We start from the raw sequence: 13,298 nt of genomic DNA, 5'->3' as shown, positions 1-13,298 counted from the left end.
GGCTCAGCCGTCCGTCCGATCGGCGGCCGCGGTGACCCGGGCCGGGTAGTTGATGGGCGGTTCGAAAGTGTAGTCCGCGGACCGGAACCGACGGGTCATCGACCAGAAAGCTCTGGCGCTGCGTGGCCACTGGGTGACCACCCGGCCGCTCGGAGCCCGGAAGTAACTGCTGCACCGGGTCAGCCACACGGTGCCCTGCATCCACCGGTCGATGTCGGCGAGAAACGCGGCCATCGCGCCGGGACGCACCCCGACATAGGACTTACGTTTGCGCCGAAGGTGTTTGAGTGCCCGCACTACGTAGCGGGCCTGCGCCTCGAGGATGAAGATGACGCTGTTGGAGCCGACATTGGTGTTCGGCCCGTACAGCATGAAGAAGTTCGGGAAGCCCGGCACGGCCATTCCCAGGTAGGCGAACGCCCCGTCGCTCCAGGTGTCGTGCAGCGACACCCCGCCCTCACCGGTCACCTCGATCTCGCCCAGGTAATCGGCCGCCGCATAACCGGTGGCGCACACCACCACATCGACGTCGAGTTCCCGACCGTCCTCGGTGACCAGCGACCGGGACCGCAGCGCACGAGCCGGGCTGGAGACCACCTCGACGTTGGGCCGGGTCAGGGTGGCGATGAAATCCGGGGAGAACACCAGTCTCTTGCACCCCAGTGGGTGGTCCGGGGTCAGCCGGGCCCGCAACTCGTCGTCGGCCACAGTCGATTCGAGGAGATTGAGCGCAACCGCCTTGAACTCCTGGGTCTTGTCGCTGCCGTTCTCGATGACCGCGATGTTGGATTCACTGCGCAGCCAGAGCCGGGTCCGGTAGATCTTCTTCGCGAACGGCACATGGGCGAACAGCCAGCGTTCACGGTCGGTGTACGGGCGGTCGGGCTTGGGCAGCACCCAGGTCGCCGAACGCTGCACCGAGTACACCTTCTCGGCCACCTTCGCCAGCTCCGGAACCACTTGGGAGGCAGTCGATCCGGTACCGAGCACGGCCACCCGGGCACCGTCCAGCTTCACCCCGTGATCCCACTGCGCGGTGTGCATAACGGTGCCGGTAAACGGCTCCTCGGCCACCAGATCCGGCTGCAACGGCTGGGTGAACAGGCCGATCGCCGACACCACGATGTCGAATCGGTGCTGCCCGCCCGAGGCTGTGGTCAACAACCAACTGTTGGTGTCGGCGTTCCACCGCGCCGAGGTGACCTCGGTGTTCAGCTGCAGATGCGGGCCCAACCGGTAGCGCTCGGTGCAGCGCTCGAAGTACTCGAGGATCTCCGGTTGCCCCGCCCACAGCCGGCTCCAGTCGGCATTGAGATCGAACGAATACGAGTACAGGTGCGACTTCACGTCGCACGCCAGACCCGGGTACGTGTTGATCCGCCATGTCCCGCCGACCCCGTCTTCGCGGTCGAAGATCGTGAAATCGTGGAAACCGGCCTTTTTCAGGAAGATTCCGAGCGCCAGCCCACCCGGGCCGGCCCCGATGATCCCCACCGAGAGTTTCGAGCTGGGCACCGGCGTCATCCGATCTTCAGACATTGGCCGCCGTCGATGACGAGCTCCGAGCCGGTGATGAACGCCGCCTGGTCCGACAATAGGAACGCCACAGCGTCGGCCATCTCGCTCGGCTTGCCCAGCCGCCCCAACGTCGCCCGCTCTGTGAGCCGGGCCTTGGCGGACTCGTCGAGCATCGGCGTCTCGACGGGTCCGGGAAAGATCGCGTTGACCCGGATCCCGTCGCGGCCGAGTTCGGCAGCTGCCACCTGAGTGAGCCCGCGTAGTGCCCACTTCGACGAACCGTACGCCGCGTGGTGTGGAAACGGGCGTATCGCGCCAGTGCTGCAGGTGTTCACCACCGCGGCGTTGTCCGCCCGCCGCAGCGGCTCGAGCGCGGCCTGCAGTCCCAGGAAGGGCCCCAGGCAATTCACCCGCCACAGGCTCTCGAAACCGCTCGGAGTTTCCTCGGCGATCGAGGCACTGTGCAGCACACCGGCGTTGTTCACCAGTGCGTTGAGCGCCCCGAATCGGGCCACAGTGGCTGCCACGGCGGCCCGCCAGTGCTCTGGCGATGTCACGTCCAGTTCGACCGCCAACGCGTTTTCGCCGAACTCGGTTGTGGTGGAGGTGAGTTCGTGGATCAGGTGATCCCCCGCGGTCACCCGGTAGCCGTCGGCCACCAGCCGACGCACGATCGCGGCACCTTGTCCGCGGGCAGCCCCGGTCACCAAGGCCACCCGGGCTCTGCTGGGCTCTGGTCCTGCGTTCAGTTGTAGCCTCCTCGTTCGGTGGCCGGCACGGCCTGCCCTATGGCTTCGTTGAGATGCTCGGCGGCGCCGCGGCGCAACGCCTGCGATTCCGAGGCCAGCGTGACCATCTGGAACCCCAAGTCGGCCATTGCCTTTCCCAGTTTTCCTGCCCCGGCATGGATCCCGGAGACCAGCCCGGCCGCATGGGCGGCAGTCCGGATCGTGACCATCGCCGCCCGCACCTCGGGGTGCGTCCAGGCATCGGACAGTTGGTAACCCATCGAGATGGCCAGATCAGCCGGGCCGACGTAGATCCCGGCGAGGCCGGGCACCGCGCAGATCTCGTCGGCAGCGGCCAGCCCCCGTGCGGTCTCGATCATCGCGAACACACTCACCCGGGATTCCAACGCAGCGGTGTCGTGTCCCAGACCCGCCCGCAGCGGCCCGAAGCTGCGTATCCCGGCCGGCGCATATCGCGTGGCCGCCACCGCCGCGGCGGCCTGCTCGGCCGATTCCACCATCGCGATGATCACCGCGTCAGCGCCGGCGTCGAGCACTCGGCCGATCGGTGCGGGATCGGCCGAGGGCAGGCGAACGGCGGTGGCGATCGGGACGTGTTCGAGCCGCCGCAACAGCAACGCCACGTCCGCATCGTCGAGATAGCCGTGCTGAACGTCGAATCCGACGTAGTGGTAGCCGGCCGCGGCGAACTCCTCGGGACCGAGGATCGTCGGTCCGACCACCCAGCCGCCCCAGACCTGGGCGTTGGACGCCAGTGCGTTCTGCAGTCTGCTGGGGTTCATCGGCTGATCGCAATCTTGACGCGCTCGGGCACCGGACGACAGGCCAGTTCGAATGCCGCCTGCACATCGTCCGAGCCGAAAGTGTGGGTCACGTAACTGGGCAACAGGTCGGGATGCTCCCTGGCGAACTCGTCGGCCCGGCGCAGCACGCGCTGACGGTCCAGTGTCACACCGGATTTCAGGGTCAAGTTGTTCCGCAACATCGTGCGCATGCTGATCGGATAGCTGTCGTCGTCGGGCACCCCGAAGTAGAACACCGTGCCCCCGAACCCGGCAGCTTCCAAGGCATGGTTGAGCGTGGCGACCTGATGTCCGACCGCCTCGATCACGACATCGGGCTTACCGGTGGGCCCGAGGTGCCGAACCCAGCGGTCGCTGGTGGCCCGGATCGGGGAATCGACACCGAACTGGCTGCTCACCGAGAAGCGGTCCACCGGGTCCACGCCGGTGACCTGCGCCGCGCCGAAAGCTTTCGCCACATAGGAGAACAGCAGGCCGATAGAACCCTGCCCGATGACGGCGACGTGGCGGCCCTTCAGGTCTGGTAGCTGCTCGACGGCGTAGAGGACACATGCCAGCGGTTGCAGTCCGACGGCATGCTCCGGGCTCAGCGCCGGGTCGTAGGCCACCAGTCCGGCTCCGTCGGCGACGACGCGTCCCATCAGACCGTCGAATCCCGAGGCCCAGCCGACCACCCGCTCCCCCGGCCGGTGGTCGGGATGACGGCTGGCCAGTACCTCACCGACGATCTCGTGGATCGGGAAGCCGGTCATCTCCGCTGCGCAGCACCCGGTGTCGCCCGGCAACTTGCCCTGGGTGCCGCGGAACCCCGGCAGGTCGCTGCCGCAGATCCCGGCGGCCAGGAAGTCGAGCAACACCTGACCGTCGGCCAGTGATTCCGCCGAGGGCTCTGAAACCTCTTGTCTTTCAAACGTGTACGGGGCGACGAGCCGATAGGACCACACGTCATACCTCCACAGGAATGTTGTTCCAGCCCCACTGGAAACTCGACGGCGGCCGCGATGCCGCGGACTCGTCGATGTGGTAGTCGGGCACACGTTTGAGGAATTCCTGGATCATGATGGTGATCTCCAACCGAGCCACGTGGACGCCGAGGCAGAAGTGCTGCCCGTGGCCGAACGACAACAGCCGTTCGATGCGCCTGTTCCACACGAAGTCATCCGGGTTCTCGTATTCGCGTTCATCCCGGGCTGCCGAGGCCAACAGGGTGATGACACGCTGGCCGGGGTTGATCGTGGTGCCGTGAATGGTGTAGGGCCGCCGGACCGTTCGGGCGAACCACTGTGCGGGTGCACTGTGACGGATGATCTCTTCCCTGGCGATCGGCACATTGCCCTCGAGATCGGATCGGACCTCGGCCAGTTGGTCGGGGTGGCGCAGCAGTTGCCACAGCCCGGTCGCGGTGATCTTGGGAACGGTCTCGGTGCCGCCGATGAACACGCCGAGCATCTGCACGGCAGCTTCCATGTCACCGAAAGCCGAGCCGTCGGGCAACCGGAACTCGATCAGGGCATCGGCGATCGGCACGCTGCCGTCGTGCCCTTCGGCACGCCGGCGTTCGATGATCGGGGTGAGGTAGGACAGGTAGCCAGGCCGTGCGTTGCCGACCTCGACCCCTTCCCCAGGCTGCGCGAGGCTGCCTGCGTTGACCGTCGCCAACACCTCCGGCGCGAGATCGGCTGGTAGTCCGACGAATTCGCAGACCATCGCGGCCGCCACGATGCCCCCATAGTCCTGCGTGAGGTCGAAGGTACCGCGCGGCAGCAGCTCGTCCAGGCGCTCGTTGGCCAATGTTCGGATCCGCTCTGCCAGCTTGGCCGCCGACCGCGGCCGGAACTGCGCCGAGGTGCAGCGCCGCACGTTCTCGTAGAGCGGAGAATCGAAGTTGGCGTGGAACGGCATGGGATGCAACGCCGGATCCGACACCGGGCCGGTGTTGCGGTGCGCCAGCACGTTTGCGGCCGGCAGGGTGCCCTCGGAGGCGACGAAGGTTCCGTCGTTGACCCCGAGCAGGTTCCAGATGTCGTCGAACCGGGACAACGCATAGGTGTCCCACTTGTCGATGTAATACGCCGGGTACTCGTCGCGCAGGATCCGGTAGTACGGCAGCGGGTTGGCCATCACCTCCGGATCGAACGGGTCGTAGGTGAAGTCCTGCAGCAGAGGCTGTTTCGTCGAGTTCATGGCCGCCTTCACTTCAGCGGTGACGGCGGCAGCGCCGAAAGGATCGAATCCTCCCAGCCGTCGCGCAGCGCGGGGGCCACGCTCATCCAGGTGACGATCTCCGCGGGCGGGTTCCCCTTCCAGGACGGGTAGTGGTTCTCGAAACAATCCCAGTCATCGTCGAGCGCCCAGTAATGGATGACCTCGTTGAACCGGAAAGTCGTGATGAACGAGCCCAGCCAGCGCTTGCCCGTACTCTCCGACCACGGCACATACAGCCGCTCTAGTTCCCGGATGTAGTCGTCCTGGCGCCCCGGCTTGGTCTCCATGATCTCCTGGATCACCAGGCCAGCACCGAAATTCGCCTCGCGCAGCTGCGCGAGGGTCCTGTTGTACTTGCCGGCGTACATGATTCGGCCCTCACCACGGGCCCCAATCTCGGACAGGTAGGCCGCCCACTGCAGTGCGGGCTTCTCATGGCTGCCGCCGACCGCCTGCGCCTTGCCGATCCGGGCGTAGTCGGCAAATGCGTCGATCTCCCAGATGATCGTCACCTGCGGCCAGTGCCCGTTGTACGGCGTGGTTTCCCAGATCGAGAACAGCCGGGCTCCGAGGTCCTCCATCATCGGCTGATAGACCTCGCCGAAGATTTCTGTGAACCGATCGGTCCGACCCGACCCCAGGTCGATGGTCTCGTGCAGATACAGCAGCGTGTGGCCATAGAACTTCTTCATCTAGGGCGCTCCGGTGGTTGACAGTGACACCCTGCGAGCGTGACACTTGAGGCGTGTTTTGTAAAGGTGCGGGAACATGACGGCGGGAACCGACCAAACCGGGACAACCGAACTGGCACAGGGTTTCTGTTTTGGTGAAGGCCCGCGCTGGTTCGAGGGTCTGCTGTGGTTTTCCGACATGCTGGGCGAGGCCGTGCACACGGTCACGCTGGCAGGCTCCATGACCACGCTGCCGGTCCCCGGACATTCCCCGTCCGGGTTGGGTTTTCGGCCTGACGGCACCCTGCTGATCGTGTCCACGGAAAGCCGCCAGGTGCTGCGCTACGACGGCGACGCCGTCGAACTTCTGGCCGATCTGACCGACCTGGTCCCCGCCGCCCTCGGTGACATGGTGGTCGACGAGCACGGCCGGGCCTATGTCGGATCGCAGGCCCGGACCGACGGGGTGATCGTGCGCATCGACCCCGACGGCACCACGGCTGTCGTCGCCGAACATCTCGACTTTCCGAACGGCATGGTGATCACCCCGGACGGCAGCACCCTGATCGTCGCGGAGTCCACCGCGCGACGGCTGAGCGCGTTCACCGTCCGCACCGACGGCAGTCTCACCGACCGGCGAGTGTTCGCCGAGGGTCTCGACGGCCCTCCTGACGGTCTCGCCATCGACGCAGAGGGCGGGGTGTGGGCGGCATTGACGTTGGCTCACGAGTTCCAGCGCATCGCGCCCGACGGATCGGCCGTCACGCACCGATTCGAAACCGACGGACGTACCGCCATCGCCTGCGCCCTCGGCGGTGTCGAGGGACGCACCCTGTTTCTGGTCACCACCACCGACGCCTATCCGGAGCGACTGATCGGCACCAAACTGTCGCGGATCGACGCGCTGATGGTCGAAACGCCCGCTCCCGGCGATCACGACGCACATCACCACCACTGACGACAGGTAGACATGTCTGACTCTTACTACGAGCTGATCGACGAGAACGATCCGATCGGCGAGAAATTTCGCGCGACCGACATGGCGCGCGGCACGTGGTCGGCGGCGATCCAGCACGGTGCGCCGGTATCGGCATTGCTGGTGCGGGCGCTAGAAGGCTGCGAACACCGCGCCGACACTCGTTTGAGCCGGGTGGCGATCGATCTGATGGGCGGGGTGCCGTCGGAAGGTGACCTGTGGGTACGTGCGCAGCTGGAACGACCGGGCAAGCAGATCGAACTGGTCAGCGCCGAAATGCTGGCGCCCGGGCCCGATGGTGATCCCCGGGTGGTGGCGCGGGCCAGCGGTTGGCGGATGTTGCAGCTGGACACCACCGCGATCGCGCACACCGGGGTCGAGCCGCTACCACCGCTGGAGCAGGCCCGCAGCCGCGACATGACCAAGAACTGGGAGCCCAACTACGTGCACAGCGTGGACTGGCGCTGGCTGACGGTGCCGCAGGCCCCCGGGCCCGGTGAGTCCTGGCTCAAACCGACGGTCGACGTGGTCAAGGGCGAGCCGATGACGCCGCTGCAGCGGCTGTTCGCGGTCGCCGACGACGCCAACGGAATCGGCTCCAAGATCGACATCCGAAAGTGGACGTTCCTCAACACCGATCTGGTCGTGCACGTCCACCGGGTGCCCGACGGCGAGTGGATCGGCATCCGTGCCGACACCAACTACGGGCCCGACGGCATCGGCGCCACGGTCGGGACGCTGTTCGACCAAAGCGGCGCGGTCGGCGCGATCCAGCAGTCCGTGCTGGTGCGGCCCCGCCCGCCCAAGCGTTCCTAACGCGAGGAGACGTGTAGGTAATCGTCAATAGCCATTTTTGGGTACCTAAGTGTCTGCTCGGCGGAGAACTGAGCGGTCGAGGTCGGCGACGCTCGCGACGCCCATCAGCGTCAGCGTGGACCGGATCTCGGCAGCCAGGATGTCGAGCACCGCGCCCACCCCCGCGCCGCCGGCCACGGCCAGCCCGTAAATGTATGGCCGGCCGATCAGCACCGCGTCGGCGCCGAGAGCCAACGCCGTCACGACGTCAGTACCGGTTCGCACACCGCTGTCCAGCAGCACGGTGGCGCGGTCGCCGACCGCGTCCGCGATATCGGGCAGCGCGTCGACCGACGCGATCGCGCCATTGAGTTGGCGCCCACCATGATTGGACACCACCACGCCGGTGGCACCCACGTCGTCGATCGCGCGCACCGCATCATCGGGCTCCAGCACGCCCTTGACGAGGAAAGGCCCGTCCCAGCGCTCACGGAGCACGGCGACGTCACGCCAACTGAGATCCGGCCGCATCCGGCGATTTTGGATGCTGACGGATTCCACTGCCCCTTTCGCTCCGGCGGTATGGGTGAGGCTGCGCATCGTCATCCGCTGGTGTCGCAGCAGCCCGTACCACCAGTGCGGCCGGATCGCGGCGTCAGCGATCCGTCGCGGAGTGAGGATCGGCGGGTGTCCCATGCCGGTGCGTCGCTCCCCGGTGCGGTTGCCCTGCACCGGAACATCGACGGTGACCACCAGGGTGCGATACCCGGCGTCGCGGGCTCGGCTGAGCATCGAATCCGAGAACGGGCCATCGCCCCAGGGATACAGCTGGAACCAGTGGTCGGCCGAGGTGCCCGCCGCGACTTCCTCGATGGAGTACGACGACGCCGTGGACAGCGTCAGCCGGGTCCCGGCACGTTCGGCGGCCTGCGCAGCGGCCAGCTCACCCGACCAGTGCGCGAGGCCGGTGAGCCCCGTGGGGGCCAGCACCACCGGCAGGTCGAGTCGCTGTCCGTCGATCGTCACACCCACGTCAGCCCCGGAGTGACCGGACAGGACCCGTTGGCGCAGTGTCCAATTCGCAAAGGCGCTGCGATTGGCACGCAACGTGCGCTCGTCTTCGGCCCCGCCGTCGAGGTAGGCCCACACCATTTCCGGCAGCACCCGGCGCGCCGCGTCCCGAAAGTCCTCGACCGTGACCAACGGGGTCGGTGTGCGCAACCGATACTGAAAGGCCGGGCTCATTTGATCGCGATGGGTGTGACCGGCGACCCGACGGCATTGCTGATGCGCAGCGGCGGCGCCACGAACAGGAAGGTCCACAGGCCGTCAGCAGCACAGTCGGCGGCCAGCTCGTCGAGATCGAGGATCTCGGCCAGCGGCATGCCCATATCGCGGATCAGGATGCAGTGCAGTGGCAGCGTCTCCCCCGTCTCGCTGGGGATCACCTCGATGGCCCAGTTGTCACTGCCCACCGCCGCGACACCGCGGTCACGCAACCAGCGCGCACAGTCGATGCCAAGGCCCGGCTCGGTGGACATCCAGTCGTCGCGGCCCTGGGCCAGCAGCCTGCCCCGCCAACCGGTCCGCACCAGCAGGAAGTCGGCCTCTCCGACGGTCACGCCCTGCGCCTGTTCGGCCGCCTCGAGGTCGGTCGGCGTGATGGCGGTGCCACCTTCGAGCCAGTCCACTCCGTGCAACCGGGCGATGTCGAGCAGCACCCCGCGCCCGGCGATCTTGTCGGTGAAGGCGTCGACGGCCAGCTGACGGGCTCCGGCGCGGGTGCGGACCTGGTCTGTCGAGTAGCCGTTGTACAGCTTGTCGTCGTAGGCGACATGCGACAGGGCGTCCCACTGGGTGCCCGATTGCAGGGGCATGATGATCCAGTCGTCGGCGACCTGCAGCCCGTGCGGTTCCCAGTCATCGGGCTGCATGGACATCAGGTGAACCGGGTTGAGCCGGCCGCCGATACCGCTCTGCGGACCGTCCTTGCCCACCGGGATGCTCAGCTGAAACACCTTGCCCGAACGGACTTCACCGGCTGCGGCCTGCACGTGGCGCGGCTCGACGAGGTTGAGGGTGCCGATCTGGTCGTCGGGCCCCCATCGGCCCCAGTTGGACAGTTCGCGGCCGAGGTCTTTGAAACTCACGCTTTACAGAATTGCACAAAATTGTCAACATGGCAGCTATGGTCGCCACCCATTTTCCGCTGCTGTCGTTCGACACCACCGACCCGGCGTTCGTCGCCGGGCCGTGGGAGCGGTACCGCGAGATCCGGGATCTGGGCGGAGTCGTTTTCAACGAGCGGATCAACCGTTGGATGGTCGGCGAATTCGACCTGGTCAAGCAGATCCTCAGTGCACCTTCGCGGTTCAGCTCCGAACGCGGTCAGGTGGAGCACGCCGCGGTGTTCGGCGGGCCGACGATGGAGTTCTACGACGGTCCGCATCATGATCAGATCCGGTCGATCTGGTCTGGCGATTTCCGCCCCAGAACCTTGGCACAGCTACGCCCGGTGATCACCGAGATCGTCCGGGCCCGACTGGAGCCGGTCGCCGCCAGATTGCGTGACGGGGAAACCGTCGAGGTGGTCTCGGAGTTGACCCGTGGCATCCCGACGGAGGTGATCGCGCACATGCTCGGCGTGGAGCCGGAGATGGTCGGCCAGTTCACGGCGTGGAGCGACGCGATGGGTGCGTCCGCCGAGGGCTACAGCATGCCGGACGGACACGGCGCCGAGTTGATCGCGGCCGGGAAACACGCCACCGCCCAACTGAATTCCTACATTCGCGAGCAGTTGCCCCGCCGGGGCTGCCCCGCCGACGACAGCTGGGATCTGATCGGGACGATGGTCGCCCACGAGTACGCGTGTGAGCACATGACCGAGCAGGAGATCGTCGCCAGCAACACCCAGTTGGTGTTCGCCGGCAACGAGACCACCGCCAAGCTGCTCGCCCAGATCGTCGCGACGCTGGCCACCCATCCGGATCAGCGCCGAGTCCTGCAGGCTGATCGCACGCTGGCGCTGGACGCGGTGGAAGAGGTGCACCGCCTGGAAACGGTGTCGCACTCCATCTTCCGCGATGTGGTCGGTGAGGGCGTGACCGTCGGTGATGTTGCCATGGCCGATGGTGAACGGATCACTCTGCTCCTGGGCGCGGCCAACCGCGATCCGCGACGCTGGGAGCGCCCGGACGACTTCGACGTCACCCGGCGCAAGTTGTCGCATCTGGGCTTCGCGTTCGGTCTGCACAGTTGTCTCGGGATGAACCTGGCCCGCCTTGAGGCCCAGATCTTCCTCGAAGAACTGATCGACACCGTGGGCGACTGGCAGCTGGCCGGTCCGCTGGACTACGGCACCAACTACACGGTGCGCGGGCCGAGCCGGGTCCTTGTGTCGCTGGGCTGACGCTTCAGTCGCCCAATGGCCGGTTATGACACGAATTCCGGGAAATCGCGTGGCATAACTGGCCGCTCGACGTGATTCAGCCCTGCATCCGCAACGCCCCGGCCGGGCACTGAGTCACGGCCTGCTGCAACCGTTCCCGGTCACTCTCGGGGTGATCGTCGCCGTGGATGTGCACCATGCCCTCATCGGAGACCTCGAACACGTCCTCGGCGATCGATTCGCAGATGCCGTGTCCGGTGCACTTGCCCAGATCGACTTCGACGCGCACGGTCGCAACCTACGCGATGTGCGCGGGCACGCGCTTGATGCCGTGCACGAAGCTGCTGTACAGCAGTTCGGGCTCACCGAACTCGATGGTCTTGAGCCGAGTCAGCAACTCACGGAACAGATGTCGCAGCTCGGTCTTGGCCAGCTGGTTACCCAGGCAGAAGTGCGGGCCGCCACCGCCGAAACCGACCTGCGGGTTGGGCGAACGACTGAGGTCGAAACGGCCGGGCTCGGTGAACACCGATTCGTCCCGGTTGCCCGAACAGTAGAACAGGCCCACCTTGTCGCCGGCCCTGATCTGCTGACCGGCCAGCTCGACGTCCTCGGTGGCATGCCGCGCGAACTGGATCACCGGGGTGGCCCACCGCACGAATTCCTCGGTGGCCAGACCGATCCGGTTGTCGAAATCCTCCAGTAGCCAATCCTTCTGGTCAGGGTTGGCAGCCAGTGCCATCATCGCGTGGGTGGTGGTCTGCTTGGTGGTGTCGTTGCCGGCCGAGGCCAGCAGGATCAGAAAGGCCCCGATTTCCTCGTCGGTGAGCCGGTGGCCGTCGACCTCGGCGTTGACAATGCTGGTCATCAGGTCGTCACCGGGGTTGGTCCGCCGGAATTTGGCCAGCTCGACCCCGGTGTTCGAGATCAGCATGATCTCGTTGATGGTGGCCATCGCCCGCTCCTCGAGTGACGAGTACTCGTCGTCGCTCATGCTGAAGAGCTTTTCGGCCGCCTTGGCCAGTGCAGGCTGATCGGCGGTGGGCACCCCGAGCATGTCGGAGATCGTCCGCATCGGAAGCTGCGCAGAGCAGGCCTCGACGAAATCGACGTCGCCGGCACCGATCAGGTCGTCGACGACGGCAACCGCGTTGCGGTGAATCTGCTCCTCGATCTTGCGCACGTTCCGCGGGGTGAACGCCGAACTGATCAGGCGGCGATAGGTGGTGTGCTCGGGCGGATCCATCATGAGGAAGAACGTGGCGAACTTCTGCACGTCGGCCGGCATCGGATCCAGCGCCACACCCTTGGTCGAGGTGAACAACTCTGGGTGTTGGCTCACGAACTGAATGTCGGCGCGGCGGGTGATCGCCCAGAAACCCGGCTCTTCGACGTCGAAGAGTGTCGACAGCGGCTCATGCCAGCTCAGGCCCTCACCGGCCCGCAACCGAGCGAAAGTCTCGTCGCGCTCCGCGAACGGCCGGCTCCAGAAGTCGTGCGACGTGATGTCGAATGGGCTGTATTCGCGTGCCTGCGGTGAGCTGGCAACTGTCACGGTATTCCCTCCCTGCACAGGCGTTCGACCACGGTGTCGCGCCACGAATTAGCGTGACAGTTCGTCGATAGTTTGTAAAGCTGTGGGCATGGCGGAAATAGCGTCTGTCGACGACGAGAGCAGTACCCGCGGGCGGATCCTGGCCGCCACCGCCGAGGTGCTCGGGGCCAACGGGATGACCAAGCTCAGCCTGTCCGAGGTGGCGGTGCAGGCCGGGGTGTCCCGACCTACGCTCTACCGCTGGTTCGCCTCCAAGCAGGAGCTGCTCGACGCGTTCGTCGTATGGGAGCGCAGGTACTACGAACAGGCGGTGGCAGAGGCCTCCGCCGATCTGCCCGAGGGGGAGCACCTGGATGCCGCCCTGCGCACAGTGGTCGAGTACCAGCAGTCCTATCCGGGCCTGCGCATGGTCGATATCGAGCCCGAACATGTCATCAAACGCCTCACGCAGGTCATCCCGCTGATGCGGGAGCGCCTCCAGCGGCTGACCACCGGGCCCGACGCCGACATCGCCGCGGCCACCGCGGTGCGGGTGGCGGTCTGCCACTACCTGGTCCGCAGCGATGACGCCGACGACTTCCTCGCACAGCTCCGCCATGCCGCAGGCGTCCGAAACCCGCATTGACCTGGGCAAGCCG

14 protein-coding genes are annotated in these 13,298 nt (G+C 66.3%); 4 read left to right on the top strand and 10 right to left on the bottom strand.

Going from position 1 to position 13,298, the window contains the following annotated elements:
* Window positions 1-3: 3 nt before the first annotated feature.
* The 6 genes from AC4LGL_RS10865 to AC4LGL_RS10840 are packed head-to-tail and all read right to left on the bottom strand — an operon-like array spanning window position 4 to window position 5,967.
* The gene (locus AC4LGL_RS10865) at window positions 4-1,539 is read right to left on the bottom strand and encodes a flavin-containing monooxygenase (RefSeq protein WP_491838700.1); all 1,536 of its coding nucleotides are present in this window, start codon (window positions 1,537-1,539) and stop codon (window positions 4-6) included.
* On the bottom strand, window positions 1,521-2,225 hold the full coding sequence (locus tag AC4LGL_RS10860; RefSeq protein WP_491838699.1) for an SDR family NAD(P)-dependent oxidoreductase: 705 nt from the start codon (window positions 2,223-2,225) through the stop codon (window positions 1,521-1,523). Before AC4LGL_RS10860 ends, AC4LGL_RS10865 begins: the two co-directional genes overlap by 19 nt.
* Before the next feature lie 38 nt (window positions 2,226-2,263).
* Window positions 2,264-3,049 carry an HpcH/HpaI aldolase family protein gene (locus tag AC4LGL_RS10855; RefSeq protein ID WP_491838698.1) on the bottom strand — a complete coding sequence of 262 codons (786 nt, stop codon included), beginning with the start codon at window positions 3,047-3,049 and terminating at the stop codon, window positions 2,264-2,266.
* Window positions 3,046-4,014, bottom strand: a complete 969-nt coding sequence (locus tag AC4LGL_RS10850; RefSeq protein WP_491838697.1) for a zinc-binding dehydrogenase — start codon at window positions 4,012-4,014, stop codon at window positions 3,046-3,048. The genes AC4LGL_RS10855 and AC4LGL_RS10850 overlap by 4 nt, the downstream gene beginning before the upstream one ends.
* Before the next feature lies 1 nt (window position 4,015).
* Window positions 4,016-5,254, bottom strand: a complete 1,239-nt coding sequence (locus AC4LGL_RS10845) for a cytochrome P450 (RefSeq protein WP_491838696.1) — start codon at window positions 5,252-5,254, stop codon at window positions 4,016-4,018.
* 8 nt (window positions 5,255-5,262) lie between these two features.
* A complete protein-coding gene (locus AC4LGL_RS10840) occupies window positions 5,263-5,967 on the bottom strand; it encodes an NIPSNAP family protein (RefSeq protein WP_491838695.1) in 705 nt (234 codons plus the stop codon).
* A gap of 76 nt (window positions 5,968-6,043) precedes the next feature.
* Here AC4LGL_RS10840 and AC4LGL_RS10835 point away from each other — a divergent pair, with 76 nt between their 5' ends.
* Window positions 6,044-6,904, top strand: coding sequence for an SMP-30/gluconolactonase/LRE family protein (locus tag AC4LGL_RS10835; RefSeq protein ID WP_491838694.1), 861 nt, complete (start codon window positions 6,044-6,046; stop codon window positions 6,902-6,904).
* Window positions 6,905-6,916: 12 nt separating this feature from the next.
* Complete coding sequence (locus AC4LGL_RS10830; RefSeq protein ID WP_491838693.1) at window positions 6,917-7,738, top strand: thioesterase family protein; 822 nt, start codon at window positions 6,917-6,919, stop codon at window positions 7,736-7,738.
* Window positions 7,739-7,783: 45 nt separating this feature from the next.
* Here the strand turns inward: AC4LGL_RS10830 and AC4LGL_RS10825 are convergent, their stop codons facing one another.
* Window positions 7,784-8,962: an alpha-hydroxy acid oxidase gene (locus tag AC4LGL_RS10825; protein WP_491838692.1), complete on the bottom strand. Its 1,179-nt coding sequence runs from the start codon at window positions 8,960-8,962 to the stop codon at window positions 7,784-7,786.
* Window positions 8,959-9,867, bottom strand: a complete 909-nt coding sequence (locus tag AC4LGL_RS10820) for a cyclase family protein (RefSeq protein ID WP_491838691.1) — start codon at window positions 9,865-9,867, stop codon at window positions 8,959-8,961. The genes AC4LGL_RS10825 and AC4LGL_RS10820 overlap by 4 nt, the downstream gene beginning before the upstream one ends.
* A 29-nt stretch (window positions 9,868-9,896) precedes the next feature.
* On the opposite strand from AC4LGL_RS10820, the gene AC4LGL_RS10815 reads away from it, so the two are divergent.
* On the top strand, window positions 9,897-11,126 hold the full coding sequence (locus tag AC4LGL_RS10815; RefSeq protein WP_491838690.1) for a cytochrome P450: 1,230 nt from the start codon (window positions 9,897-9,899) through the stop codon (window positions 11,124-11,126).
* 76 nt (window positions 11,127-11,202) lie between these two features.
* Here AC4LGL_RS10815 and AC4LGL_RS10810 read toward each other — a convergent pair whose 3' ends face one another.
* On the bottom strand, window positions 11,203-11,394 hold the full coding sequence (locus AC4LGL_RS10810) for a ferredoxin (RefSeq protein ID WP_064959915.1): 192 nt from the start codon (window positions 11,392-11,394) through the stop codon (window positions 11,203-11,205).
* A 9-nt stretch (window positions 11,395-11,403) separates the two neighbouring features.
* Window positions 11,404-12,660, bottom strand: coding sequence for a cytochrome P450 (locus AC4LGL_RS10805; protein ID WP_491838689.1), 1,257 nt, complete (start codon window positions 12,658-12,660; stop codon window positions 11,404-11,406).
* An 88-nt stretch (window positions 12,661-12,748) separates the two neighbouring features.
* Here AC4LGL_RS10805 and AC4LGL_RS10800 point away from each other — a divergent pair, with 88 nt between their 5' ends.
* The gene (locus tag AC4LGL_RS10800; RefSeq protein ID WP_491838688.1) at window positions 12,749-13,285 is read left to right on the top strand and encodes a TetR/AcrR family transcriptional regulator; all 537 of its coding nucleotides are present in this window, start codon (window positions 12,749-12,751) and stop codon (window positions 13,283-13,285) included.
* Window positions 13,286-13,298: the final 13 nt, after the last annotated feature.

The organism is Mycolicibacterium arcueilense, from assembly GCF_058536225.1.
This window is presented reverse-complemented; position numbering and strand designations above follow the sequence as displayed.